The sequence below is a fragment of the Sphingomonas sp. Leaf198 genome (genome assembly GCF_001424005.1).
Lineage (GTDB): Bacteria > Pseudomonadota > Alphaproteobacteria > Sphingomonadales > Sphingomonadaceae > Sphingomonas.
Window position 1 is genome coordinate 1,030,148 of record NZ_LMPX01000001.1, and the last position, 25,839, is coordinate 1,055,986.

Sequence of the window (25,839 nt, forward strand, 5' to 3'; positions counted from 1 at the left end):
CTTCATCGATCGACGCGCGTCTCTATGGGCAAGCTAACACGGCCGGTGCCGTTGAAAACTTCCGTTCGTCAAGTTTGGCGGTCGTCCATCCCGATTATCGCCCGGTATGCCGATGATCCGCTGCACCCTGACCTTAAGAGGCACCGGTCGCGGCGGGAAGCTTGACCTTGCGAAGCGAGGCGATCACCTGCCGCGCACCCGGCGGTGCCACCTGAACGAATAGCTCGAACAGTGCCTCGTCGGTGAACTGCTCGATGTCGGTGCCAAGCGGCAAGGCGATCGCCTGCCGGCTGCGCGCGCCGGGTTGCGCTTCGATCACGATCGTCCGCCAAGCCATCCCGACCGGCGGTTCGCCGCCGATGTCGCTGAATTCGCCCGGGATCATGTTACGGAGTCGCAACCGACGGTCCGTATGCTTGGCAAACCACGCATCGTCGCCCGCGGCGGCGATCTGCACCGCTATCGTCTGTCCATTCATACCGCTTCCTCACATCGATCGGTATCGCTGATCATAGCGACGCGGTGTTGCCGCACCACCACAGATGCAAGCCAGAAAATCCCACGATCCAACTTCCTATTGATAATAGTTATCATAAACATTAGCGGGGCGGTTCTCGATAAGGAAACTTCATGACACGTCGTCGCTTCGGCACCGCCCTTCTGCTTGGTTCTACGCTCGCCGCATTGCCGGTGCAGGCGCAAGTGCGCACCGAGGACGAAACCGGCGCCATCGTCGTGACGGGGCAGCATGCGCGTGGTCAGGCGTCTTCGGGTACCAAGACGGACACGCCGCTCGCCGAGACGCCGCAATCGATCAGCGTCATCACCGCCGACGACATTGCCGGGCGCAGTCTCCAAAATCTCAATCAGGCGCTGCGCTTCGTCGCCGGCGTCACGCCGGAAACGCGCGGCTCGAGCGGCGAGGTCTACGACCAGTTCAAGCTGCGGGGGTTCGACGCGCCGGTCTATCTCGACGGGCTGAAGCAGTTCGGCAGCGCGTCCGGCTACGCGGTCCCGCAGATCGACGTCTCGCGGCTCGATCGGATTGAAGTCATCAAGGGCCCCGCTTCGGTGCTCTACGGCCAGTCCAGCCCCGGCGGGCTCGTAGCGGAGTCGAGCAAGCTGCCGCTCGACCAGGCGTTGTACGGCGCGATCGGCGGGACCTACGGCAACTACGATCTCTACCGCATCGATGCCGATATCGGCGGCCGTGCCGGTGCGGGCGTCCTTTGGCGGATCAACGGCAGCGTCAACGGTGCCGATACGCAGCAAAAGTTCGGCAAGCGCGAGCGCCAGACGATCTCGGGCGCGGTGACCGTCGGCGCGGGCAGCTCGACCAGCTTCACGCTGCTCGGCGCCTATTCGCACGATCCGTACAATGGCGATTACGGCGTGTTCCCGGCCAGCGGCACGTTGATCGCCAACCCCAACGGCAAGCTGCCGACCAGCTTCGACGGCGGCGAGGCGGGTAACCGGTTCAGCCGCGAACAGGCCGCGCTCACCTACATCTTCCGTCACGATTTCGGCGGCGGCTGGGCGTTCCGCTCGTCGGGCCGGTATCAGTATGTGAAGTCGAACCTCGGCCTGATCTATACCGCCGGCGCCCTCGATGCGACCGACCCGACCCAGCAGACCTATAGCCGCGCCTCGTATGCGACCCGCGAGCAGCTCAACAACTGGACGTTCGACAACCAGCTGACCGGCACGGTGCAGACCGGTCCGGTCAAGCACACGCTGTTGTTCGGGGCCGACCGCCAGGTCGCGCATTCGGCCGAAGTCGGCGCGTTCGGCACCGCGCCATCGCTGAACGGGTTTGTCCCGGTCTATGGCACGGTGGTTGTACCGACCACGCCGGAAGCGATCGGTGGTCAGTTCACGATCGACGCGCGCCAGCGCCAGCAGGGCCTTTACGCGCAGGATCAGATGGCGCTCGGCGACCTTCGCGTCGTAGTCAGCGGTCGCCAGGACTGGGCGCGCGCGCAGCAGATCGGCGCTGCGGCGAAGAACGACGAGAAGTTTACCTATCGCGCCGCCGCGCTTTATACGCTGCCGTTCGGTCTGGCGCCGTATGTCAGCTATGCGACGTCGTTCGAGCAACAGGCCGGCACCGTGCTGCGTCCCGATGGCAGTTTCGGCATCGCCGATCCGTCGCTCGGCAAGCAGCTCGAGGCCGGTGCCAAGTTCACCGTGCCCGGCACGCCGATCCTGCTGTCCGGCGCGTGGTTCCGGATCGATCAGACCAACGTGCTGACCTCGACGCCGACGTTCTCGGTCTCGACGCAGACCGGCAAGGTCCGTTCGCAGGGAGTCGAGTTCGAGGGTACGGCGCCCCTGCCCTACGGGTTCGACGCGCGCGTCGCCTATAGCCGCCAGCGCGTGAAGGTCACGCAGGACCTGAACAATCCGTCGCGCATCGGTCGTGGGCTCGAGACGGTCGGGCGTGGCGGCACGACGCTCGCGCTGAACTGGTCCCCGCCCGAGGGTGGCCTGGCCGGGCTGACGATCGGCGGCGCACTGCGCCGCGTCGATCAGGTGTATGCGGGCGTCACGCCGGGCGAAACCATTGGGCGCAACAGCCCGTCCTACACCGTGTACGACGCGCTGATCCGCTACGACCTGGCGAAGTTCGCGCCCTCGCTCCGCGGCCTGAGCCTGGCGGTCAACGGCGCCAACATCTTCGACAAGAAGTATCTGACGTCGTGCTTCGCCAACTATAACTGGTGCTGGTACGGCAACCGCCGCACCGTCCAGGCGACGATCGGCTATCGCTTCTGATGCGGTAACGACGAGACATCCCGGCCGATCGACATTCGGTCATCGGTCGGGTGCGACGAAGCTGTCGGAGTGACGACGTCAGCGTAGCGATCCGGTATGGTCGCCCGATGCTGCCGATCCTCTACAGTTTCCGACGATGCCCTTATGCGATGCGGGCGCGGCTTGCGATCGTGGTGCGCGTGCGCGTGGTCGAACTGCGTGAGATCGTCCTGCGCGCGAAGCCGCCCGCGATGCTTGCGGCGTCACCCAAGGGTACGGTGCCGGTGCTGGTCCTGCCGGACGGGTCGGTGATCGACGAGAGCCTCGGGATCATGCGATGGGCGTTCGTCTCCGGCGACGTCGCGGGGGATGGCGAGACGGATCCGGATGCGTGGATCGCCGCGAATGACGGCGCGTTCAAATATCACCTCGATCGGTATAAATATGCCGACCGCTATGGAGTGAATCGTCTGGAACATCGCGTGTGCGCCACGGACATCCTCGCCAACCTCGACCAACGGTTGCGCGTCGCCGATCATCTCGGACGCGACGCGCTGTCCCTCGTCGATCTGGCGATCATGCCGTTCGTGCGCCAGTTCGCCGAAACCGATCGATCGTATTTCGACGGTTTGCCGATGCCGGGTTTGCAGGCCTGGCTGACGCGGCATCTGTCGTCACGGCTTTTCGAACGGATCATGGTCCGCCCTCCGCCGTGGCAGGACGGCGATCCGCCAACCGTCTTTCCGGAGCACACCTCCTGAGCGGCGATCGTTGTCGATCACCGCTCAGGGTTCGTCACCGCATCATTTTGCCGAAGCGGCAAGCCCACGATCTTCGAGCATCGGACCGATATCCGGGTCCTTGCCGTAGAACGCCTTGAACATCGGACCGTAATCCTCGGTATGGCCCTTCGACAGAATCATGTCGCGGAAGCGCTGGCCGTTCGCGCGCGTCAGCCCGCCATGCGCCATGAACCACGCATACGCGTCGTTATCGAGCATCTGCGTCCACAGATATGCGTAATATCCGGCCGCATAGCCGCCCGCCCAGATGTGCGCGAAATAACTGGTGCGGTAGCGCGGCGGCACGTCCTTCGTGTCCAGCCCCATCGAGTTCAGCGCCTTGGTCTCGAACGCGTCGACATCCTGCGGCCCCGCCGACGCCGGCAGCGAATGCCAGTCCTGATCGAGCGTGGCCGCCGCGACCAGTTCGCCCAGTTCATACCCCTGGTTGAACTTCGCCGCGTTCTTGATCTTCGTGACGAGCGCCTGCGGCATCACCGCGCCAGTGCGGTAATCCTTGGCGTAGTTTGCGAAAACCTCGGGGTCGAGCGCCCAATGCTCGTTGAACTGCGACGGGAACTCGACCCAGTCGCGCGCGGTGTTGGTGCCCGAGACCAGCGGATAGGTCTGGTTCGCGAACAGCCCGTGAAGCGCATGGCCGAACTCGTGGAACATCGTTGTGACGTCGTCGAACGTGATGAGCGCGGGCTGGCCCGGCGCGGGCTTGGTGAAGTTGCCGACGTTATAGACGACCGGCTTGGTTTTCAGCAGCTTCGACTGGCCGACGAAGTTCGACATCCACGCGCCACCCGCCTTGTTGTCGCGCTTCCAGTAATCGAAATACATCAGGCCAAGCTCGGAGCCGTCCTTGTCGTAGACGGTGAAGACGCGGATGTCCGGCTGATAGGTCGGAATATCGCGGCGTTCCTTGAACGTGACGCCGTAAAGCTGGTTCGCAGCGAAGAATACGCCATCGGTGAGCACGCGAGAAATCTCAAAATACGGCTTCAGCTCGTTCTGGTCGAGGTCATACTTTGCCTTGCGCACCTTGTCCGAATAGAAATCCCAATCCGACGGCGCGAGCGGGAACGACGCGCCGGACGCGTTTATGGTCTTCTGTAACTCGGCCGCTTCGCGACGCTGTTCCGCGGCGGTCGCGGGGACGAGCTGGGTCATGAACCCCTTCGCCGCCGCCGGGGTCTTCGCCATCTGGTCGTACAGCGAATAGGCGGCATAGTTCGGATAGCCGAGCAGCTGCGCCTTCTGCGCGCGCAACTGCGCGATCGTCCGGATCAGCGCACGCGTGTCGTTCGCGTCGCCGCGCTGCGACCGGTTCCAGCTCTTCTCGAACAGCGCCGCGCGGGTCGCGCGATCGGAGAGCGAGGCGAGTGCCGGCTGCTGCGTCGTGTTCTGGAGCGACAGCACGTATTTGCCGGGCATACCCCGCTCTTTCGCACCCTCGGCAGCGGCGGCGATCTCGGCATCGCTCAACCCGGCGAGCTTGGCCTTGTCGTCGACCACCAACGCACCCGCCTTGGTGCCGGCGAGCAACTTCTGCTGGAAGTCGGTCGTCGCGGTCGAGATCTGCGTGTTGAGCAATCGCAGCTTGGCCTTGTCGGCATCCTTTAGCTGCGCTCCAGCGTGGAGAAAGTCGCTGTGGTAGATCTCCAGCACTTGGCGTTGCTCGGCATCGAGCCCGAGCGAATCCTTCTTCGCGTACAGCGCCTGGACGCGCGCAAAGAGCTTGGGATCGAGATAGATCGCGTCGCTGTGCTGCGCGAGCTTGGGCGCTTCGGCGGACCGTACCGCGTCGAGCGCATCGTTGGTGTTCGCCTGCGACACGCCGAAGAACGCCTGGCTCGCGCGGTCGAGCGTGCGCCCCGAGCGCTCCATCGCCTCGATCGTGTTCGCGAAAGTCGGTGCCGCGGGATTGTTCGCGATCGCCTTCATCTCGGCGATCTGTTCCACCATGCCCTGCTCGAGCGCGGGCTGGTAATCGGTGTCCTTGATCTGGTCGAAACGTGGCGCCTGGAACGGCAGCGTGCTGGGGACGGTCAGCGGATTGACGCGCGCCGCCTGGACGGGCGCTAGCCCCGCGAAACAGCAGAGGATGGCGGCGGAACGTAGCAAAGTGGAACGCGGCATCGGTGTCTCACAAAGACAGGAGTGATGACGCGCTTCTTGCATGGAGTGTCAGGGCGTTACAATGTCTCATTTATCTCGCGCCCGGGACCGCAAGGCCCACGATACGGCATCGGCGATGCCGCCCCGTGGGCCCTGAACGGCTTGCTCGTCAGACGATCTTTTCGAGCGGCTGGTTCGGGCGATCGGCATAGGCACGGAAGCGTGCCGCGCTACCCTGCGTGTAGGGCTTGGCGAACACCGTCGACACCGTCACCGAATCGCCGGTGGCATGCTCCGGCGTCAACGTCAGCAGCGTGAAGCCCTTGAGGTCCTGGTCGCAGAACCGGACTTCGCCCTTGTTCGCGTCGGCGATCAGCGTGCCGATGCCGGGCAGCAGCGAGCCATAGGACGGGCTGGTGATCGCGGTGCAGCCAAACTCGGCGGCGACCAGCTTGCCCGATGCGTCGTGCAAGTCGTTCGCCCATGCCGCGTGGCTGTCGCCCGACAGCACGATCGGCCGCGACTTCGCGCGCTTGAACGCCGCATAGAGTCGCTCGCGTGCGGGCGGATAGCCGTCCCAGCTGTCGAACCCGAACGGCAAGCCGGCACGGTACGAGGCGATGCTCGCGGTCAGCCGCTCGCGCCACGTCGCCGGCAGCTTCGCCATCGTCTCGGCAAACTTCACCGGCCCGAGCTGGCGCTCCATGTCGGGCCCTGCGACCTTGGCCATCACCACCTGGTTGCCGAGCACCTGCCACGGCTTGCCCGCCGCGACCGAGGTCGCCATCGTCTTCTCGACCCAGGCGAGCTGCGCCGGCCCGAGCAGTTCGCGATCCGTCCGCGCGCGCTCCGCGAGCATCGGTGCGTATTCGGCCTGCGTGATCTCCTCGCCCTTCGACACCACCTGGTGACTGCGTGCGAGCAGCCGGGTCTCGACCATCACCAGCGTCGCGAGATCGCCGAACTCGAAACTGCGGTTGATCGCCGCCCAGGGCTGGCCGGGCTTGGGATCGCGGATCGGCATCCATTCGAAATAGGCCTGCATCGCCGCCGCTTTCCGCGCGTCCCAGTCGCCTTCGGTCTTGGGATCGTGGTTCTCGGCGCCGTGCATCCAGTCGTCGTTGGCGACCTCGTGATCGTCCCACACGCAGATGAACGCGGCGCGGGCGTGCGCGGCCTGCATGTCGGTGTCGCGCTTAACCTGCGCATGCCGCATGCGGTAGTCGGCGAGGCTAACGATCTCGTGACGTGGCTCGACCAAGCGATCGATCTTCTTGGCGATGTCCGCGCCGTAACCGTCGACGCCGTATTCGTAGATATAGTCGCCGAGGTGCAGCACCGTGTCGACGCGGTCGAGCTTGGCGATTGCGTCATAGGCGTTGAACAGCCCGCCCGCGTAGAGCTGACACGAGACGACCGCCATGACGACGTCGGCGACCTTGCCCTTGGGCAGCGTGCGGAACCGGCCGACCGGCGAGCGCGTGCCGTCGGCGGCGTCGAACCAGTAGCGGTATTCGCGGCCCGGCTGGAGCCCGGTCGCCTCGACCTTGGCGGTGAAGTCGCGGGCGGCACGCGCCTTGACGCTGCCCGAGCGGAGCGGCTTGCCGTTCTCGGTTTCGGCCACGTGCCACGTCAGCGCGATGTCGCCGGCCTGTGCGGCCTCGACCGGGGTGGCGCGGGTCCACAGGATGGCACCATCGAGCGAAGGATCGCCGCTCGCCACGCCGTGATCGAAGCGGAGCTTGGCCGCGCCCGCTGCATGCGTCGCGGCCGAGGGCAGCGCGAGCGTTGCACCCGAACCGGCGAGTTTCAGCGCAGTCTTCAAAGCATCGCGGCGGTTGATCGTCATTGAACAGGGCTTTCGTTATTAGGCACCGCCGCGGTAGGCGCACTCCGCTACACTCCGGTGGCAACCCTGTGACAGTGCCGTGACTGGACTGTCATCTTGCTTTCATGAAGACGCCGTTTAACCGTCACGTTCCCTGCCTAGTGCCGATGCACGAACACGGGGGACACAATGACACGCATCTTTACGCGGCTCGCGCTTGCGACGCTCGCCACGACCTGCTCGACCGCGGCACTGGCCCAGGCGACAACGGAGCCCGGCACGGAGACCACGGCTTCCACCACCCCGAGCGACGAGATCGTCGTCACCGCGCAGAAGCGCGAACAGCGGATCGCCGACGTTCCCGTCACCGTCACCGCGATCACCGGCGCGAAGATGGCGTCGATCGGCGTCAATTCGCTAAGCGAGGTCGCTGCCTACATTCCCGGTCTGCAGATCCAGGAGCAGAGCGCGAACAACCCGGGCTTCGTGATCCGCGGCATCACCTCGGACAACGGCTCGTCACAGCAGGGCGCGCGCGTCACGCTGTATTACAACGGCATCGACATCAGCCGGTCGCGCGGTGCGTATCAGGACCTGTTCGATCTCGAGCGGATCGAAGTCGTGAAGGGCCCGCAGGCGACGCTGTTCGGCACCGCCGCGGCAGTCGGCGCGATCAGCGTCATCTCGGCGAAACCGCAGCCCGGCGTGTCGGGCGCGATCAACGGATCGTACGGCAATTTCAACCGGACGCAGGTGTCGGGCTTCCTCAACGCCGGCAACGACGTGCTCGCCGGGCGGATCGCGTTCGCCTACAAATACCGCGACGGCTATGTCCGCAACATCGCCGGCGATCCGAAGGTGCCGAACCAGAATCAGGGAGGCGTCGACCAGGACGACCTGAACGGCCAGGACCAGCGCGGCCTGCGCGGTTCGCTGCGCTATCGCCCGAGCGACAGCATTACCGCGGATCTCGTCCTGACCTATGACGGCCAGCGCAACCCCGGCACCGCGTTCAAGAGCCGCGCGCATGCCCCGACCGGCGGCCAGACCGGCGATTACGGCTATGCCGAACTCTCGGGCTCGCCATACAGCGAAGCCGTGCTCGGTGCGCGCAAACTCGGGCTCAAGCGCAACGTCTACGACGCCAATCTGACGATCACCGCAGACCTGTCGCCAGGAATCACCTTCACGACGGTCAACGGCTATCGCCGGTTCGATTCGAACGAGGTGTTCGATGCCGACGGTGGCCCCGCCGCATACCTGGAATTCGCCGAAGACGCGAAGGGCGACCAGTGGAGCCATGAGAGCCGCTTCGCGTTCGAAGGGCCGAAATACCGCGCCTCGGTCGGCTGGAACGCGTTCTTCGAAAACGGGTATCAGCGTGTGCCGTTCGCGACCGAAGAGGGTACGTATCTCGCCTGCTCGGTGAGCGCGAGCTTCGCGCCGATCCGCGCGGCGCTCAACGGTGCAGGCATCGCCACAGGTACGTCCTGCGTCGCACCGAACGGTACGATCCCGGCGACGCGGGCGACCGCGGCGCTCACCGGTGGCCGTGCAACGGCAATACCTTACGCCTCGGTGTTCACCAACTACGGCAACAACGACACCTATTCGGTGTTTGCCGACGCGACCTACATCCCGGTACCCGCGCTCGAACTTACCGCTGGCGCGCGCATCCTGATTGAGGATCGCCAGTCGGGCTATTCGTCGGTCCAGCCGAACTCGGTGATCCTCGCGGCGCTCGGCATTCGCACCAGCCTGCTCGGAACGGCGAACACGAACGGCAACAAGTTCGTTGCCGAGAAGAGCTTCACCGCGATCCTGCCGCGCTTCAATGCGCTGCTGAAGCTCAACGACGACGTCAATCTCTATGCCACCATCAGCAAGGGTCGCCGCTCGCCGGTCGTCCAGCTGGCCGCACAGAACACCGCATTCGGCGTCGGTCCGAACCTGCAGGTCGTGCCGCAGGAGAATGTCTGGAACTACGAAGGCGGCATCAAGGGGCGGGTCGGACCGTTCACCGGCGCGGCGTCGGTGTTCTACCAGACCTATGACGGCTTCCAGGTGTCGATCACCAACAACGGCGTCACCACCACGCAGAGCGCCGGATCGGCCAAGAACCTCGGCGTCGAGCTCGAAGGCAATCTGAAGCTCGCCTCGTATCTCTCTGCCTTCGCGACGTTTGCCTATATCGATGGCGGCATCGGCGATGAGGCGGCGAACGGCGTGTTCGCGGGCAATCGCTTCCGTCTCCAGCCCGAGACGACCGCATCGGGCGGCCTGATGCTGCGGCTGCCGGTCGGTGGTGCGACGCTCTATGCGACGCCGAGCATCAACTACCGGACCAAGGTGTTCTTCGAGCTGCCGAACAGCCAGGCGGTCAGCACGCCGGGCTACACGCTCGTCAACGCGCGCGCCGGGCTCGAGTTCGCGGAAGGCCGCTACAGCGTCGGCGGCTTCGTCCGCAACGCGACCAACAAGCGCTATCTGATCGACGCCGGCAACACCGGCGGGGGCTTCGGCATCCCGACCTACATCGCCGGCGAGCCGCGCTTCTACGGCATCGAACTGGGCTCGAAGTTCTGATCCGCCACTAGCCGCGACCGCACCGACCATTCATCCCCGGGGGGACCAATCATGACGTTCGAAACCATCTATACCGACGGCGATATCGACACCAATCCGACCGCCAACCCGCACATCAACGATCTGATCGAGGTGCGGTATTCGCGCCGCCAGACGTTGATGGGCGGCATGTCGGCTACCGCCGCGGCGGTGTTCGGCGGCATGCTGCTGACCGGCTGCGACGACGACAGCGACAGCGGCGCGAGCCCCGTCACGGTCACCGCGACCGCAGGCGGGAGTGCATCGGCCGGCCGCGTGGCGACGCTGACCGGGGCCGCCATCGGCCAGGTCGACAGCGTCAGCTGGACGCAGACCGCCGGCCCCAGCGTCACGCTCGCAGGCGCGACCACGAGCACTGCGACGTTCGTCGTACCCGGTGCGGCCGCTGGCACCGTCCTGACCTTCCTGTTCACCGCCGGATCGGCGCGCGGATCGGTCACTGCCTCGACCAGCGTGACGGTGGGTGCCGCCTCGCTCGGCTTCACCGCAGTGGCGAAGAGCCTCGCCGACGTCGTCGCGGTGCCGACCGGCTATGCGGTGACGGTGCTTTACCGCCTTGGCGATCCGATCGGCAGCGGCGTCGGCGCCTATGCCAATGACGGCAGCGATACGACCTTCTCGAAGCGCGCCGGCGATCACCATGACGGCATGAGCTATTTCGGGTTGTCGGCCGCCGGCACGCCCGATGCCGACGGCAACACGCGCGGATTGCTCGTGCTCAACCACGAGAACATTACGCAGGCCTATCTGCATCCGAATGGCCCGACCACGACCGGCGGCGTCCGTCCCGAAGCCGAGGCGCTGAAGGAGATGGAGTGCCACGGCGTGTCGGTGATCGAGATCAGCCGCGCCGCCGCGTGGAGCTATGTCACGACCTCGTCGTTCAACCGCCGCATCACCCCGCTGACGCCGATGAGCTTCTCGGGACCTGTGCGCGGCGCCGACAGCCTCAAGACGCGCTACTCGCCCGACGCCACGACGGGACGCGGCACGATCAACAACTGCGCCAATGGTACAATGCCTTGGCACACATACCTGACGAACGAAGAGAACTGGGTCGGCTATTTCCGCCGCGAGGTCGGCGACGGTGCACGCCGTGCGGCGAGCGGCCCAATCGGCGTAAAAGCAAACACGTCGCTCGCGCGGTATGGCAAGACCGAGAGCAGCAGCAGCACGGCTGGCAACTATGGCTGGTGGTCGGTCACGCCGGCAGACACGACCAGCACGGTCTATTCGCGCTGGAACATCACCGCGCAGGCTGGCGCCCCCGCCGACGGCACGGGCGATTTCCGCAACGAGATCTTCCAGTACGGCTGGGTGGTCGAGATCGACCCGTTCGACGCCACCTCGACGCCGCGCAAGCGTACCGCGCTGGGCCGGATGAACCATGAGGGCTGCCAGATCGGCCGGACCATCGCCGGCGTGAAGCCCGCGTTCTACATGGGCGACGACGCGCAGAACGAATATATCTACAAGTTCGTGTCGGCTACGCCGTGGTCGGCGGCAGATGCAAGCGCGGCGAACCGTCTGGCGATCGGTGACAAGTATCTCGATACTGGAACACTTTACGTTGCGAAGTTTGCAGCGGACGGTAGCGGCCAGTGGCTCCCCCTGGTCTTTGGCCAGGGACCTCTCACCTCGGCGAATGCGGCGTATCCGTTCTCGAGCCAGATCGATGTGCTGATCAATACGCGACTTGCCGCGGATGCACTGGGTGCGACGCGGATGGATCGCCCGGAATGGACCGCGGTGAACCCGGCGACCGGCGAGATGTACTGCACACTCACCAACAACTCGTCGCGTACCGTGGCGACCGCGGACGCGTCGAACCCGCGCGCCTATGTCGATCCGAAGACCACCGGCGGCCAGACCACGGGTAACGCCAACGGTCACATCATCCGTCTGCGCGAGACGGGCGATACGTCCGAGGCGACGACGTTCGCGTGGGACATCTATGCGTTCGGGGCCGGTTCTGATCTGGATGCAGCCAACATCAACCTGTCGGGGCTCGATGCGACCAACGACTTCTCGTCGCCCGACGGCTTGTGGTTCGGCCTGCCGAGCAATGCGTCGGGGACGATCGCGCCGGTGATGTGGATCGAGACCGACGACGGCGCGTACACCGACGTTACCAACTGCATGCTGCTCGCCTCGGTGCCGGGGATCGTCAACGATGGCGGTACGCGGACGGTGACGAACACGATCGGTACGGCAACCGGCTCGGTAACGACGCGGATTGGCAAGGCACCGGGGGCGGCACTGCGCCGCTTCCTGGTCGGGCCGAAGGAGTGTGAGATCACGGGCATTCATTCGACGCCGGACGGCCGGTCGCTGTTCGTCAACATCCAGCATCCCGGCGAGAATGGCGGGCCGACGAACATCACCAGCAGCTGGCCTGCCAACCAGGCGGGCGCGGTGGCAGCTCCGTCACGGCCGCGGTCGGCGACGATCGTGATCACGAAGACCGACGGGGGTGTGGTGGGGCTTTAAGCTTCGGAGTTTGCTGATCCTCCCCCGCGAGGGGGAGGATCGACTAACGCACCACCCCGGCGAAGGCCGGGGCCCAATTGGGGGACGTCGCTCATCAGCGCTGTGCGTCGTTACCTCGGCTTTCCCAATTGGGCCCCGGCCTTCGCCGGGGTGGTGCATTCTCGCCAAATGGTATCGTTGTCATAGGCTTGGGACTCGTCTCTCACGAGCAGCGGTAGCTATCAGACCAACCCAGCCGGAATCCGCGCAAGAGCCTCCTGTTCGATCTTCTCCAGTTCATCCCGCGTCTGGACGATCGCCTCGCGCTGGGCATCGAGCAGGTCGATCCGCTGGCGACAACGTTCGGCCAGCGCGCGCATCTGCTCCACATGCTGCGGGTCGGCGTCGTAGAGGTCGAGGAACTCTTCGATGTCGCGCAGCGTGAAACCGAGACGTTTGCCGCGCAGGATCAGCTGCATCCGGGCCACTTCGCGCCGCGTGTAGACGCGCGTCGTGCCGATCCGGCAGGGCTCGATCAGCCCCTTGTCCTCGTAGAAGCGGAGCGTCCGCGCGCTCACGCCGAGCATGCGCGAGACCTCCTGTATGCCGGTCAGATCGTCCTGTCGGTCGTTCACGCGTCCACTCCCCTCGCCTCCGACGCCGCCGCCTTTGCGGTCTCTTCAGCGACAAGTTCCTTTTTGGATAGCTTGCCGATCAGCGTCTTGGGCAGACTGTCGCGGATTTCTACCTCGCGGGGAAGCTCGATCTTGCTGATCTTGTCGCGCAGAAAATCGCGCAGTTCTAGCGGGGTAGCGACCAAACCTTCGGCCAGCACGACGAACGCCTTGGGGGCCTGCCCGCGGTATTTGTCGGGCACGCCGATCACCACCGCTTCGAGCACCGCGGGGTGTTCGTACAGCGCCTCCTCGATCACGCGCGGATAGACGTTGTAGCCGCCGGCGAGGATCAGGTCCTTGATCCGGTCGACGATGAACAGATAGCCGTCCGCGTCGAGATGCCCGACATCGCCGGTACGCAGCGCACCGTCGGCGAACAGGTCGGCGGTGGCGGCGGGCTTGTGCCAATAGCCCTGCGTGATCTGAGGCCCGCGCGCGCAGATCTCGCCATTCTCGCCGACGGGCAGCAGCCGGGTCGGGTCCTCCCGATCGCGGATCTCGATCGTCGTGCCGGGAAAGGGCAGCCCCGCGGAGCCTGGTTTGTTGAGGCCATCGATCGGGTTGCAGGTGATGATCGGCGAAGCTTCCGAGAGACCGTACCCCTCGCACAATTTGGCGCCAGTCGCTGCCTCGAAGGCGATCCTCACCTCCGCTGGCAGCGGTGCGCCGCCCGAGATGCAGGCGTGGATCGAGGACAGGTCGATCTTCTGCGTCTCGGCAGCCGTGGTAATCGCCGCGTAGATCGTGGGGACCGCGGGGAAATAGCTCGGCTTGGTCCGGTCAATCGTCTTGAGCAATTGCTGCAATTCGAAGCGCGGCAGCAGGATCATCTCCGCGCCGGTGCGGATCGAATACGTCAGCACGGTGGTCAGCGCAAAGACGTGGAACAGCGGCAGCGCGCCCATCACGCGGTCCTGATGCGGCTGCTCGCCACCGACGAACACGACCATCGCATCGGCGTTCGCGACGAGGTTGGCATGGCTGAGCATCGCCGCCTTGGGCTCGCCGGTGGTGCCGCCGGTATATTGCAGCACCGCGACCTCGTCCGGGGAAACGGTAACGGGGGACGGCGCGCCCTTTGCCTTCAGCAACGCATCGAACGTCGAATGCCGCGCATCGTTGGGCGCCCGCCCGATCTCGGCGCGCTTGAAGATGCGGTAGGCGATCGACTTCAGCGTCGGCAGAGCGCCTGCGATCGGACAGGTTATGACGTGCTTCACGCCCATCTGCCCCGCGACCTTGAGGACGCGCGCGTGGATCTCGGCGATGTCGCAGGTGGCGATGATCGTCGCGCCCGAATCCTCGAGCAGATGCGCCAGCTCGCGCTCGACATAGAGCGGGTTGACGTTGACGACGACGCCGCCCGCCTTGAGGATCGCGAAGAACAGGATCGGATAATAGGGCGTGTTCGGCAGGCACAGCGCGACGCGCGTGCCCTTCACGACGCCCATGTCCTGGAGTCCCCGCGCCGCCCGATCGACCGACTCGCCGAGCGCGGCATAGGTCAGCGTCCGCCCCATGAAGTCGAGCACGTTGCGCGACCCGAACCGGCGCACCGACGCATCGAGCATGTCGCCCAGCAGCCGCGGCTCGCCCAGCAACGGTACGCCGATCGCCTTGCCCCCGGAAGTGTCCTGCATCTCGCTCTCCATTGCTCGGTGTGCGTAAGCCATATTGTCGGCCGCTTCACCTTGACGTAAAGGTGAGGTATCGCACCTTAAGGGTAACCCGCAAGCGTTAACCGGGTCGACCGCAATATGAGAGGATCATCGTGACCAACGTCGTCATCGCCGGGTACGCCCGTTCGCCGTTCCACCTCGCCGGCAAGGGCGAGCTCGCCCGCGTCCGTCCGGACGATCTCGCCGCGCAGACGATTCGCGGGTTGCTCGACAAGACCGGCGTCGATCCCGCCGAGATCGAGGACATCATCCTCGGTTGCGCCTTCCCCGAGGGCGAGCAGGGCCTCAATGTCGCCAAGCTGATCGCACAGATCGCCGACCTGCCGATCTCGGTCGGCGGGATGACGGTCAACCGGTTCTGCGGCTCGTCGATGAGCGCGATCCACATCGCCTATGGCCAGATCGCGGTCGGCGCGGGCGAGGCGTTCATCTGCGCGGGCCTCGAATCGATGAGCCGCGTGCCGATGGGCGGCTACAACCCCCTCCCCAACCCCGAGCTCGCGAAGAAGAGCGCCGGCGCGTACATGGGCATGGGCGAGACCGCCGAGAACGTCGCGCGCAACTATCAGATCACGCGCGCCGAGCAGGATGCGTTCGCGGTCAAGAGCCAGGACAAGGCTGCCGCGGCCCGCGCCGATGGCCGCTTGTCCAACGAGATCGTGACGATCCAGACCAAGGCGGGCCCGGTCAGCCAGGACGGCACGATCCGCGCTGGCACGACCACCGAAGCGCTCGCCGGCTTGAAGCCTGCGTTCAGCGCGGACGGTTCGGTGACCGCCGGCACCTCGTCGCCGCTGACCGATGGCGCGTCTGCGGTGCTGGTCACCTCGGAAGAGTTCGCCAAGAAGCACGGCCTGACGATCCTCGCGCGGATCAAGTCGATCGGCGTGTCGGGTTGCGCGCCCGAGACGATGGGGCTTGGCCCGATCGGTGCGTCGAAGAAGGCGCTGGAGCGCGCCGGGATCACCGTCGCGGACCTCGACGTGGTCGAGATCAACGAGGCGTTCGCGAGCCAGGCGATCGCCTGCATCCGCGACCTCGGGCTGAAGGACGAGACGATCAACCTCGATGGCGGCGCGATCGCGATCGGCCATCCGCTCGGCGCGACCGGCGCGCGGATCGTCGGCAAGGCGGCTGCGCTCTTGTCGCGCGAAGGTGGCCGTTATGCGCTGGCGACGCAGTGCATCGGCGGCGGTCAGGGCATCGCTACGGTGCTGGAGCGCGCATGATGGTCGACGCTGTGAAAAAGGTCTGCGTCATCGGCGCAGGCGTGATGGGCGCGGGCATTGCCGCGCAGATCGCCAATGCCGGCATCCCGGTGCTGCTGCTCGACATCGTCCCCCGCGAGGGTGACGACCGCGACGCAGTGGCCAAGGGCGCGGTTGCCAAGATGCTCAAGACCGATCCCGCGCCCTTTATGTCAAAGCGTGCGGCCAAGCTGGTCGAGACGGGCAACATCGACGATCATCTGGGTCGCGTCGCCGAGTGCGACTGGATCGTCGAGGCGATCGTCGAACGGCTCGACATCAAGCAGGCGCTTTATGCCAAGCTCGAAGCGCTGAAGCGTCCGGGCACCGCGGTGTCGTCGAACACCTCGACTATCCCGCTCGGCAACCTCGTCGAGGGGCGGTCGGACCAGTTCAAGGCCGACTTTCTGATCACGCACTTCTTCAACCCGCCACGCTACATGCGGCTGGTCGAGATCGTCCGCGGCGAGCATACCGACGTCGCGGTCGCCGAGAAGGTCGAGGATTTCGTCGATCGCTTCATGGGCAAGCGGATCGTGCGCGCGAAGGACACGCCGGGCTTCATCGCCAACCGCATCGGCACCTACTGGCTGGCGATCGCGATCAACGCGGCGATGGACCAGGGGCTGACCGTCGAGGAAGCTGACCAGATCGGCGGACGTCCGATGGGCGTGCCGAAAACCGGGATCTTCGGGCTGGTGGATCTCGTCGGCGTCGATCTGATGCCGCTGCTGTCGAAGAGCCTTTCTTCTACGCTGCCGGCTGGCGATCCGTATTTCGATACGGTGCGTCCGCTGCCACTGGTCGACAAGATGATCGCGGAAGGGTTCACCGGCCGCAAGGGCAAGGGCGGGTTCTACCGCTTCGACAAGGCGACGCGGACCAAGCTCTCGCTCGACCTCGCGACCGGCGAGTACCGTGCTGAAGCCAAGCCCGCTGAATTGCCGGGCAAGACAGGCAAGGACCTCGCGGCGCTAATCGCTGAGCCGGGCGAGATCGGCACCTATGCTTGGTCGATCCTCGGGAACACGCTGTCCTATGCGGCGATGCTCGTCGGCGAAGCAGCAGACGATGTCGTCGCGATCGATGACGCGATGAAGCTCGGCTACAACTGGAAATACGGGCCGTTCGAGCTGATCGACCGGATGGGTCCCGGCGTGCTCGCCGCGCGCCTTGCCGAGGAAGGTCGCGACGTTCCTGCGATCCTGACGACCGCGGGCGACCGTCCGTTCTACCGCGTCGAGAACGGCCAGCGTCAGTACCTCACGGCTGGCGGCGAGTATGTCGACGTGCCGCGTGCGGACGGTGTCGAGCTGCTGGAGGACATCAAGCTCCGTTCACAGCCGATCCTCACGAACCTGTCGGCGTCGCTCTGGGATGTCGGCGACGGCGTCGCGGCGCTCGAGTTCCACACCAAGATGAACGCGCTCGACGATCAGGTCGTGGCACTGATCAACGAGGCGATCCCGGTCGTCCGCGAGCGCTTCAAGGCGCTGGTGGTGTATAACGAGGCGTCGAACTTCTCGGCAGGTGCGAACCTCGGCGCGGCGATGTTCGCGGTCGGCGCGGGCCTGTGGGACATGGTCGAGGCCAGCGTCTCGGGTGGCCAGCAGGCGTACAAGGCGCTTAAATACGCGCCCTTCCCGGTCGTCAGCGCGCCGGCCGGGCTCGCGCTCGGTGGCGGGTGCGAGATCCTGCTCCACTCCGATGCGGTGCAGGCGCATGCCGAGACCTATGCAGGGCTCGTCGAGTGCGGCGTCGGGCTCGTCCCCGGCTGGGGCGGCAATGGCGAGATGCTCGACCGCTGGAGCAAGTCGCGTACGCTGCCGAACGGGCCGATGCCGGTGCTGACCAAGGTGTTCCAGGCGGTCTCCACCGCGCAGGTCGCCAAGTCGGCGGCGGAGGCGAAGGAGATGATGATCCTGCGCAAGGCCGACGGCATCACGATGAACCGCGACCGGTTGCTGGCGGATGCGAAGGCCAAGGCGCTGTCGCTGGTCGACGGCTATGTCGCGCCGGAGAAGCCGACCTTCCGCCTGGCGGGCGCGAGCGGCCGGACGGGGCTGAACATGGCGGTTGCGGACTTCCACAAGAAGGGCATGGCGACCGACTACGACCTCGTCGTCGCGGATCGGCTTGCCGAGGTGCTGACCGGTGGCGAGGCCGATCTGGTCGACACCGTGACCGAGGACCAGTTGCTCGACCTGGAGCGCGCAGCGTTCATGGCGAGCGTTAAGGATCCGCGGACGCAGGCGCGCGTCGTCCACATGCTGCAAACGGGCAAGCCCCTCCGCAACTGACCCTGTTCCCCCGCGAAAGCGGGGGCCCAGGATCAAGCAGCGCCGCGTTCGTTACCCTGGGCCCCCGCCTTCGCGGGGGAACACCACGCGAATGAACACATTTTCACCGCGCGGAATCAGTAAGAAGACTTGACTTGTCTTCGTACAATTCTACGGCCAAACGATACATGCCGTATACGGCAGCAAGCTCGCGGTAACGTCGCTGGCCTGACAAGATTTTAACGACCGTACAGATACGGCGTCCCTACATCCAAGGAGAGGATAGAAGATGTCCCTGTTGATTATCGGTGCATTGCTCGCGGGCGCGCCCGCCACCGCCGAGACCGTTATCGGCCGCTGGAAGACCGAGACGCACAACGCCATCGTCGAGATCGCCCGCTGTGGCCCGTCGATCTGCGGCAAGATTCTCACCTCCGATGCGCTGCGCGCCAATCCTTCGATGAAGGACGCGAACAACGCGAACACCGCGCTGCGCAATCGTCCGATCCAGGGCATGCAGATGCTGAGCGGGTTCAAGCCCGACAAGGACGGCGTGTGGAGCAGCGGTCAGGTCTACAATGCCGAGGACGGCAAGACCTACAGTGGCAAGATCACCCCGCTTGGCGCGAACCAGCTGAAGTTGCGCGGTTGCGTCTTCTTCCCGCTCTGCAAGACCCAGACCTGGACGCGCGTGCGCTGAGTTGCACTGTTCCGTCTTCCACTATCAGTATAGCTTTCAGGATCTTATCCATGACGTTTCGCACCAAAGCTCCACTTCTCGCGGTATCCGCGCTCGTGTCCGCTTTCGGATTCGCCAGCACCGCCTATGCCGACGCCTTCTATCTCCAGGCGCAGTCCGCGCGTGGCGCCGGCCGCGCGTTCTCGGGCGAGGGCGCCGATACCGGTCCTGACTCGCTGTGGTGGAACCCCGCGGCGATCGCCGGCATCCGTGACGGCAGCGCGACGCTCGCCGCCTCCGCGATCCTGCCAAAGGGCGACGTGGTCGATACCGGCACGCGCATCTGCCGCCCGGGCCAGCCCTGCACGGGGATCAGCGGCCAATCGAACTCGCGCGACCCGATCAACAAGGGCGTCGTGCCATCGGGTGCGGTCGCGTATCCGCTGACCGATCGGATCGCGGTGGGCCTCGCGGTAACCTCGCCGTTCAGCTTCACGACCAACTACGACGCGAACAGCTGGGCGCGGTACAGCGCCGACAAGACGCGGTTGCGGACGATCGACATCCAGCCTTCGGTCGGCATCGTCGTGACGGATTGGCTCCGCGTAGGTGTTGCGCTCAACGTCGAATATACCGACGCGTCGCTCAGCAACGCGCTGCCCAATCTGTCCGCGGCGTTGCCCGATGGCCAGCAGGAGCTGAAGGGCGATGGCTGGGACTTCGGCTGGACCGCGGGTGTGCAGCTCCACAACGACTTCGCGACGGTCGGGATCAGCTACAAATCGAGCATCCGCCACAATTTGAAGGGTGATCTGACCGTCAGTGGCCTCGTCGGGCCGCTGGCGTCGTCGAACATGACCGTGTCCGGTGCGAAGGCCGCGTTCAACACGCCGGGTCAGGTGATCGTCGCAGGGCGGTTCCGCGGTACCGACAAGCTTACGCTCAACGCGCAGGTGGTCGCGTACAGCTGGAGCAAGTTCGACACGATCGATCTCGGCGCGCCGCTCAACACCGCGATCCCCGAGAACTACATGGACAGCTGGAGCCTCGCCGGCGGGTTCGATTACGACGTCACGCCGAAGCTGACCGTGCGCGCCGGCCTGCAGCGGACCAAGTCGCCGACGCAGGACGGTTCGCGCGACGCGCGCGTGCCCGATGCGGATCGGTGGACTTATGCGGCGGGTGGCTCGTACCAGCTGTCGCGTCGCATCGCGCTCGACGCTGCCGCGCAATATGTCGACTTCGAAAATACGACGATCGACCGTATCACGGCGGCTTATGTCGGGACGGCCGCGCAGACCAACATCCTAACCTCGGGTGCGCTGCGCAACGCGTCGGCAGTCGTGCTCTCGCTCGGGGGGCGGGTGAGCTTCTAAATCCGCCGTCACGATCCTCCCCCTCGCGGGGGAGGATTTCATACCTCGACCAGTCTCAAGCCCTCGGCGTAAACGCGCTGCTTGGCTGCATAACCGGCCGCCGACATCTTCAGGCCGGCAATCGCTTCCGGAGTCAGTTCGCGGACCGCCTTGGCTGGTGCACCGACGATCAGGCTGCCGGCCGGGAAGACCTTCCCCTCCGTCACCAGCGCGTTCGCACCGATCAGGCAATTCTCGCCGATCACCGCGTTGTTGAGGATAGTCGCGCCCATCCCGACCAGCACGTTGTCGCCGACCGTGCAGCCATGCAGGATTGCGTGATGGCCGATCGTGCAGCCTTCACCGACGGTCAGCGGCGCGCCGGGATCGGAGTGCAGCATCGCGCCTTCCTGGATGTTGGTCCGCGCACCGACGAGGATCGGCGTGTTGTCGGCGCGGATCACCGCCCCGAACCAGACGCTGGCCCCCTCCCCCAGCCGCGTGTCGCCGATCACGTCGGCGGACGGTGCGACCCAGGCGTCGTCGGCCAGCGTCGGTCGTCTACCCTCAATCGCGTAGAGTGGCATCAGGCGGCGTTCCTTTCCTTTGCCCGCGCGCGGAACGCGTGGAGCAGCGGCTCGGTATAGCCGCTCGGCTGCGTCAGGCCATCGAACACGAGCGCGCGGGCGGCCTGGAACGCGAGGCTGTCGTCCTCATACCCCGCCATCGGCCGGTACAGCGGATCACCCGCATTCTGCGCGTCGACCTTCGCCGCCATCCGCCGCAGTGCCGCGTCAGCCTGCTCCGGCGTGGCGATGCCGTGGAGCAGCCAGTTCGCCATGTGCTGCGAACTGATCCGCAGCGTGGCACGGTCCTCCATCAGGCCGATGTCGTGGATATCCGGCACCTTCGAGCAGCCGACCCCTTGGTCGACCCAGCGCACGACATAGCCGAGGATACCCTGCGCGTTGTTCTCCAGTTCCTCGCGCACCTCGTCCGGCTGCCAGTTGTGCCCGGTCGCGACGGGGATCGTCAGCAGCGCATCGAGCGAGGCGATCGGCTCGGCCTTGCGCTCCGCCTGCCGCGCGAACACGTCGACGCGGTGGTAGTGCGTCGCGTGCAGCGTCGCGGCGGTCGGTGACGGCACCCACGCGGTGTTCGCGCCGGTCATCGGATGCGCGATCTTCTGCTCCAGCATGTCCGCCATCCGGTCCGGCGCGGCCCACATGCCCTTGCCGATCTGCGCCTTGCCGCTGAGCCCGCAGGCGAGCCCGATCTGGACGTTGCGATCCTCATACGCCTTGATCCACGACGAGGCCTTCATCTCGCCCTTGCGGATCATCGGACCGGCGCGCATCGAGGTGTGCATCTCGTCGCCCGTGCGGTCGAGGAAGCCGGTGTTGATGAACACGACCCTGTCCTTCACCGCGGCGATGCAGGCGGCGAGATTGGCGGAAGTGCGGCGCTCCTCGTCCATCACGCCGACCTTGATCGTGTGGCGCGCAAGGCCGAGCAGGTCTTCGATCGCTTCGAACAGGCGGTTGGTGAAGGCGGCTTCGTCGGGGCCGTGCATCTTCGGCTTGACGATGTAGATCGAGCCCGCGCGGCTGTTGCGGATCGGGCTGGTGCCCTTCAGATCGTGCAGCGCGATCAACGACGTGACGATACCGTCGAGGATGCCCTCGGGCGCCTCGCTGCCGTTAGCGAGCAGGATCGCTGGCGTCGTCATCAAGTGGCCGACGTTGCGGACGAACATCAGGCTGCGGCCGGGGAGCGTGAACGCGCTGCCGTCGGGTGCGGTGTATGGGCGATCCGGTTCGAGCGAGCGCGTGACCGAGCGACCGCCCTTGTCGAAGCGAGCCGTCAGGTCGCCCTTCATCAGCCCCAGCCAGTTGGTGTAGGCGGCCACCTTGTCGTCGGCATCGACTGCGGCGATCGAATCCTCAAGATCGGCGATCGTGCTAAGCGCGGATTCAAGCACGACATCGGCGAGGTTCGCAGGGTCGCCCCGACCGATCGGATGCTCAGAGTCGATCACGAGTTCGATGTGCAGGCCGTTGTGACACAAAAGGATATTGTCGCCCGCATGGCCAACGAGCTGGCTCTGATCGGCGAGTTCAGGCGTACCACCCGTCCAGTCGGTCCACGATCCGTTCGCCAACGGCACCGCATCGTCGAGGAACGCCTTCGCCCACGCGATCACCTGCGCACCTCGGGCGGCGTCATAGCCCTTGCCGGACGCCGCGCCCGGAATCGCGTCGGTGCCGTAGAGCGCGTCGTAGAGGCTTCCCCATCTTGCGTTCGCGGCGTTCAGCAGGAAGCGAGCGTTGAGGATCGGAACCACCAATTGCGCGCCGGCGAGCGAGGCGACCTCCGCATCGACGTTGGTCGGGGCAACCGAGAACGGCGCAGGCTCGTCGACCAGATAGCCGATCTCGCGCAGGAACGCCTGATACTCGGGCTGCTCGATCGGCTTGCCGGCCCGGGCTTCGTGCCACGCGTCGATCTTCGCCTGAAGGTCGTCGCGGACCGCCAGCAGCGCGGCATTCTCTGGCGCGAACTTAGCGTAGATGTCCGAGACGCCCTGCCAGAACGCGGCCGCATCCAGGCCCGTGCCTGGCAGCGCCTGCGTATCGATGAAGTCCACCAGCGATGCGGCGATCTTGAGATCTGCCTTTTCGATCATCTTGGCCATGCTGCTCTCCTATGCTCTGCAGCACGATAGACGCCCGCCACCTTCGCCACTAGACATCATAAACCGAAAGCTGTTGATCGCCTGGAGAACGAATGGATCCCGACATCGTCCTCTTCGCCGAAGTCGTCCGCACCGCCAGCCTCAGCGCGGCGGGGCGTTCGATGGGTATCTCGCCGGCGATGGTTTCGAAGCGGATCGCGCGGCTGGAGGCCCGGCTGGGCGTGCGGTTACTCAACCGCACGACGCGTCGCCTCGACCTTACCGCACGCGGCGCAGCGTATCACCGCGACATGGTGGAGATCCTCGCCGCGATCCGCGACGCCGAGGCGCGGGTGTCGGACCGCGCGGACACGCCGGCCGGGCCGCTTCGGGTCAGCGCACCCACGTCGTTCGGTCGCCTCCACATCGCCCCGCATCTGAAGCCGTTCCTCGACGCGCATCCTGCGATCGAACTCGACCTCGATCTGTCGGACGGCTTCTCGGATGTGATCGGCGACCGGCTTGATCTCGCGATCCGGATCGCCCCAGCCGTGCCGCCAAGCCTGATCGGCCATCGCCTCGCCGACAGCCGTCGGGTCCTGTGCGCTGCTCCGAGCTACAGTGCGCCGTGCGACGCGGCCGATCTTACGGAACATCGCGTGCTCGCGGCGAAAGGCCAGATGCCGTGGCGCTTGGCTGGACCCGATGGCGACGTCACGATCGATCGCCCGAGCTATGTCGCAACCAACTCCAGCGAGGTGGTGCGCGAACTCACGCTGGCTGGCGTCGGCATCGCGCTACGGTCGCTATGGGATGTCAGCGCGGACTTGGCGAGTGGCCGGCTCATGCGTGTCCTCCCGGAACTGGCTGGGTCGGCGGACGTCGGGATCTATGCGGTGCATGCGCGCGGCCCGGTGTCGTCGGGCACCGCTGCGCTACTCGATTACCTGCGCGGTCTCTGGTCGCCAACGCCGCCGTGGGAGTCCTGAACGAGGTCGATCGTCACCGCATCGATCCGCCGCAGCATCGCGACGAACTGCTCGACCTCCGCCCTTGAGAACCCGGCAAAGATGCGGCGTTCCAGATCGAGCGCCTTCGGTGCGACCGAGGCATAGAGCGTGTGACCGTCCTCGGTCAGCTTCAGCAGGTGTGAGCGGCGATCCTCCGGGTTCGCATGCCGCTGCATCAGCCCACGTTCGACCAGCGCGATCGCCGCGCGGCTGACGGTCACCTTGTCCATCCGGGTCTGCTGGCCGACCTGCTGCTGCGTAATTCCGTCCGCTTCGGCTACCACCGCCACCAGCCGCCACTCCGGGATCGTCAGTCCGAACAGCGCTTCGTACGTGTCCGCCACCGCCTCGCTGACAAGGTTCGAGGTGATCGACAGGCGATACGGGATGAAATCGTCCAGGACGAGTGCGCGGGTGGCATCGGAGTTGGGCATATCAAAATCGTAACGATTGACACCAGTTGTTCAACCCGCCAGATTGGTAACAACGGATACCAACTGTCAGGATGTGATCATGGACCATATGGACGTAAACCCGATGGGTCTCGATGGGTTCGAGTTCGCCGAATTCACGTCGCCCGATCCCGACCGGATGGCCGCGCAGTTCGAGCAGTTCGGCTTCGTCGCCGCCTCGACCCATCCGACCAAGGCGGTCACGCGCTATAAGCAGGGCCGCATCAACCTGCTGCTCAACCGCGAGGAAAACGGTCATGCGGCAGCATTCCGCGCGGATCATGGCCCGTCCGCAAGCGGCATGGCGTTCCGCGTCCATGACGCCAAGGAAGCGTTCGACGCAGCGCTCGCTCGCGGCGCCAAGGCGGCCGATGCCAGCATGGGCGCGCTCGGCGAGGGCAGCTACGTGCTCGAAGGGATCGGCGGTTCGCTGCTGTATCTGGTCGACAGGCACGGGGCGGCCGGCAGCCTGTACGACGACTGGAATGCGGTTCCGGGCGCGGCCGAAGCCGAGGCCGAGAACAACGTCGGGCTCGACCTGCTCGATCACCTCACGCACAACGTGAAACGTGGCCAGATGCGGACTTGGGCCGAATTCTACGGCCAGATCTTCGGCTTCGAAGAGCAGAAGTATTTCGACATCAAGGGCAAGGCGACCGGGCTGTTCAGCCAGGCGATGATCGCGCCCGACCGCGCGATCCGCATCCCGCTCAACGAGAGCCAGGACGACAAGAGCCAGATCGAGGAATTCATCAAGGATTACAACGGTGAGGGTATCCAGCATCTCGCGCTGACCACCGACGATATCTTCGAGACGGTCGAGAAGCTGCGCGCACGCGGCGTCAAGCTGCAGGACACGATCGAGACCTATTACGAACTGGTCGACAAGCGCGTGCCGAACCACGGCCACGACCTCGAACGCCTGCGCCGCAACCGCATCCTGATCGACGGCAATGTCGGCGAGGAAGGGCTGTTGCTCCAGATCTTCACCGAGAACATGTTCGGGCCGATCTTCTTCGAGATCATCCAGCGCAAGGGGAATGAGGGCTTCGGCAACGGCAATTTCCAGGCGTTGTACGAGAGCATCGAGCTCGACCAGATCCGCCGCGGCGTGATCACTGTCGACGCCTGATCGAGGATCGAAGCGCAGCGTCGGTTGAGATGCAGCGCGCAGGCGCTGCCGTCGACCGGCCGGCGCGGACGGA

At 65.5% G+C, this 25,839-nt stretch carries 18 protein-coding genes; 10 read left to right on the forward strand and 8 right to left on the reverse strand.

Going from position 1 to position 25,839, the window contains the following annotated elements; all coding sequences use genetic code 11:
• Positions 1 to 133: 133 nt before the first annotated feature.
• Positions 134 to 478, reverse strand: a complete 345-nt coding sequence (locus ASG20_RS04700; protein ID WP_056049141.1) for a hypothetical protein — start codon at positions 476 to 478, stop codon at positions 134 to 136.
• A 152-nt stretch (positions 479 to 630) separates the two neighbouring features.
• Here ASG20_RS04700 and ASG20_RS04705 point away from each other — a divergent pair, with 152 nt between their 5' ends.
• Together ASG20_RS04705 and ASG20_RS04710 are read left to right on the forward strand one after the other, a co-directional pair.
• On the forward strand, positions 631 to 2,775 hold the full coding sequence (locus tag ASG20_RS04705; protein WP_056049144.1) for a TonB-dependent siderophore receptor: 2,145 nt from the start codon (positions 631 to 633) through the stop codon (positions 2,773 to 2,775).
• 107 nt (positions 2,776 to 2,882) lie between these two features.
• Entirely contained in the window at positions 2,883 to 3,515 is a 633-nt protein-coding gene (locus ASG20_RS04710; protein ID WP_056049146.1) for a glutathione S-transferase, read from the forward strand.
• A 42-nt stretch (positions 3,516 to 3,557) separates the two neighbouring features.
• On the opposite strand, the gene ASG20_RS04715 is transcribed toward ASG20_RS04710, so the two are convergent.
• Positions 3,558 to 5,681: a M3 family metallopeptidase gene (locus tag ASG20_RS04715; protein ID WP_056049149.1), complete on the reverse strand. Its 2,124-nt coding sequence runs from the start codon at positions 5,679 to 5,681 to the stop codon at positions 3,558 to 3,560.
• A 148-nt stretch (positions 5,682 to 5,829) separates the two neighbouring features.
• Positions 5,830 to 7,509: an alkaline phosphatase D family protein gene (locus tag ASG20_RS04720; RefSeq protein WP_056049152.1), complete on the reverse strand. Its 1,680-nt coding sequence runs from the start codon at positions 7,507 to 7,509 to the stop codon at positions 5,830 to 5,832.
• A 168-nt stretch (positions 7,510 to 7,677) separates the two neighbouring features.
• Here ASG20_RS04720 and ASG20_RS04725 point away from each other — a divergent pair, with 168 nt between their 5' ends.
• Together ASG20_RS04725 and ASG20_RS04730 are read left to right on the forward strand one after the other, a co-directional pair.
• Positions 7,678 to 10,074, forward strand: a complete 2,397-nt coding sequence (locus ASG20_RS04725) for a TonB-dependent receptor domain-containing protein (RefSeq protein ID WP_056049155.1) — start codon at positions 7,678 to 7,680, stop codon at positions 10,072 to 10,074.
• 51 nt (positions 10,075 to 10,125) lie between these two features.
• Positions 10,126 to 12,603, forward strand: a complete 2,478-nt coding sequence (locus ASG20_RS04730; protein ID WP_056049159.1) for a PhoX family protein — start codon at positions 10,126 to 10,128, stop codon at positions 12,601 to 12,603.
• A 221-nt stretch (positions 12,604 to 12,824) separates the two neighbouring features.
• Here ASG20_RS04730 and ASG20_RS04735 read toward each other — a convergent pair whose 3' ends face one another.
• Together ASG20_RS04735 and ASG20_RS04740 are read right to left on the reverse strand one after the other, a co-directional pair.
• Positions 12,825 to 13,217, reverse strand: a complete 393-nt coding sequence (locus ASG20_RS04735; protein WP_056049160.1) for a MerR family transcriptional regulator — start codon at positions 13,215 to 13,217, stop codon at positions 12,825 to 12,827.
• Complete coding sequence (locus tag ASG20_RS04740) at positions 13,214 to 14,899, reverse strand: long-chain-fatty-acid--CoA ligase (RefSeq protein ID WP_056050442.1); 1,686 nt, start codon at positions 14,897 to 14,899, stop codon at positions 13,214 to 13,216. The genes ASG20_RS04735 and ASG20_RS04740 overlap by 4 nt, the downstream gene beginning before the upstream one ends.
• Before the next feature lie 131 nt (positions 14,900 to 15,030).
• On the opposite strand from ASG20_RS04740, the gene ASG20_RS04745 reads away from it, so the two are divergent.
• The 4 genes from ASG20_RS04745 to ASG20_RS04760 all read left to right on the forward strand — a co-directional run bounded on the left by ASG20_RS04745 (position 15,031) and on the right by ASG20_RS04760 (position 20,519).
• The gene (locus tag ASG20_RS04745; protein WP_056049163.1) at positions 15,031 to 16,167 is read left to right on the forward strand and encodes a thiolase family protein; all 1,137 of its coding nucleotides are present in this window, start codon (positions 15,031 to 15,033) and stop codon (positions 16,165 to 16,167) included.
• On the forward strand, positions 16,167 to 18,485 hold the full coding sequence (locus tag ASG20_RS04750) for a 3-hydroxyacyl-CoA dehydrogenase/enoyl-CoA hydratase family protein (RefSeq protein WP_056050444.1): 2,319 nt from the start codon (positions 16,167 to 16,169) through the stop codon (positions 18,483 to 18,485). The genes ASG20_RS04745 and ASG20_RS04750 overlap by 1 nt, the downstream gene beginning before the upstream one ends.
• Before the next feature lie 268 nt (positions 18,486 to 18,753).
• The gene (locus ASG20_RS04755) at positions 18,754 to 19,164 is read left to right on the forward strand and encodes a DUF2147 domain-containing protein (RefSeq protein WP_056049166.1); all 411 of its coding nucleotides are present in this window, start codon (positions 18,754 to 18,756) and stop codon (positions 19,162 to 19,164) included.
• A 50-nt stretch (positions 19,165 to 19,214) separates the two neighbouring features.
• A complete protein-coding gene (locus ASG20_RS04760; protein ID WP_056049171.1) occupies positions 19,215 to 20,519 on the forward strand; it encodes an OmpP1/FadL family transporter in 1,305 nt (434 codons plus the stop codon).
• Positions 20,520 to 20,557: 38 nt separating this feature from the next.
• On the opposite strand, the gene ASG20_RS04765 is transcribed toward ASG20_RS04760, so the two are convergent.
• Both ASG20_RS04765 and ASG20_RS04770 read right to left on the reverse strand, forming a co-directional pair.
• Positions 20,558 to 21,085: a gamma carbonic anhydrase family protein gene (locus ASG20_RS04765; RefSeq protein ID WP_056049174.1), complete on the reverse strand. Its 528-nt coding sequence runs from the start codon at positions 21,083 to 21,085 to the stop codon at positions 20,558 to 20,560.
• Positions 21,085 to 23,184: a malate synthase G gene (locus ASG20_RS04770; protein WP_082470822.1), complete on the reverse strand. Its 2,100-nt coding sequence runs from the start codon at positions 23,182 to 23,184 to the stop codon at positions 21,085 to 21,087. Before ASG20_RS04770 ends, ASG20_RS04765 begins: the two co-directional genes overlap by 1 nt.
• A 101-nt stretch (positions 23,185 to 23,285) precedes the next feature.
• Here ASG20_RS04770 and ASG20_RS04775 point away from each other — a divergent pair, with 101 nt between their 5' ends.
• Positions 23,286 to 24,161: a LysR family transcriptional regulator gene (locus tag ASG20_RS04775; RefSeq protein WP_056049182.1), complete on the forward strand. Its 876-nt coding sequence runs from the start codon at positions 23,286 to 23,288 to the stop codon at positions 24,159 to 24,161.
• On the opposite strand, the gene ASG20_RS04780 is transcribed toward ASG20_RS04775, so the two are convergent.
• Positions 24,116 to 24,616, reverse strand: a complete 501-nt coding sequence (locus tag ASG20_RS04780) for a MarR family winged helix-turn-helix transcriptional regulator (RefSeq protein WP_201780670.1) — start codon at positions 24,614 to 24,616, stop codon at positions 24,116 to 24,118. The two genes, ASG20_RS04775 and ASG20_RS04780, sit on opposite strands and share 46 nt — an antisense overlap.
• Positions 24,617 to 24,695: 79 nt before the next feature.
• On the opposite strand from ASG20_RS04780, the gene hppD reads away from it, so the two are divergent.
• Positions 24,696 to 25,766 (forward strand): 4-hydroxyphenylpyruvate dioxygenase, encoded by a 1,071-nt coding sequence (hppD, locus tag ASG20_RS04785; protein ID WP_056049185.1) that lies wholly within the window; start codon positions 24,696 to 24,698, stop codon positions 25,764 to 25,766.
• Positions 25,767 to 25,839 lie beyond the last annotated feature (73 nt).

Bases quoted from the DNA above. Each gene is read 5' to 3' on its own strand.
- ASG20_RS04770 (WP_082470822.1), bottom strand. From the start codon at position 23,184: ATGATCGAAAAGGCAGATCTCAAGATCGCCGCATCGCTGGTGGACTTC.
- ASG20_RS04755 (WP_056049166.1), top strand. From the start codon at position 18,754: ATGTCCCTGTTGATTATCGGTGCATTGCTCGCGGGCGCGCCCGCCACC.
- ASG20_RS04710 (WP_056049146.1), top strand. From the start codon at position 2,883: ATGCTGCCGATCCTCTACAGTTTCCGACGATGCCCTTATGCGATGCGG.
- ASG20_RS04760 (WP_056049171.1), top strand. From the start codon at position 19,215: ATGACGTTTCGCACCAAAGCTCCACTTCTCGCGGTATCCGCGCTCGTG.
- ASG20_RS04730 (WP_056049159.1), top strand. From the start codon at position 10,126: ATGACGTTCGAAACCATCTATACCGACGGCGATATCGACACCAATCCG.
- ASG20_RS04700 (WP_056049141.1), bottom strand. From the start codon at position 478: ATGAATGGACAGACGATAGCGGTGCAGATCGCCGCCGCGGGCGACGAT.
- hppD (WP_056049185.1), top strand. From the start codon at position 24,696: ATGGACCATATGGACGTAAACCCGATGGGTCTCGATGGGTTCGAGTTC.
- ASG20_RS04775 (WP_056049182.1), top strand. From the start codon at position 23,286: ATGGATCCCGACATCGTCCTCTTCGCCGAAGTCGTCCGCACCGCCAGC.
- ASG20_RS04725 (WP_056049155.1), top strand. From the start codon at position 7,678: ATGACACGCATCTTTACGCGGCTCGCGCTTGCGACGCTCGCCACGACC.
- ASG20_RS04750 (WP_056050444.1), top strand. From the start codon at position 16,167: ATGGTCGACGCTGTGAAAAAGGTCTGCGTCATCGGCGCAGGCGTGATG.
- ASG20_RS04740 (WP_056050442.1), bottom strand. From the start codon at position 14,899: ATGCAGGACACTTCCGGGGGCAAGGCGATCGGCGTACCGTTGCTGGGC.
- ASG20_RS04715 (WP_056049149.1), bottom strand. From the start codon at position 5,681: ATGCCGCGTTCCACTTTGCTACGTTCCGCCGCCATCCTCTGCTGTTTC.
- ASG20_RS04720 (WP_056049152.1), bottom strand. From the start codon at position 7,509: ATGACGATCAACCGCCGCGATGCTTTGAAGACTGCGCTGAAACTCGCC.
- ASG20_RS04765 (WP_056049174.1), bottom strand. From the start codon at position 21,085: ATGCCACTCTACGCGATTGAGGGTAGACGACCGACGCTGGCCGACGAC.
- ASG20_RS04780 (WP_201780670.1), bottom strand. From the start codon at position 24,616: ATGCCCAACTCCGATGCCACCCGCGCACTCGTCCTGGACGATTTCATC.
- ASG20_RS04705 (WP_056049144.1), top strand. From the start codon at position 631: ATGACACGTCGTCGCTTCGGCACCGCCCTTCTGCTTGGTTCTACGCTC.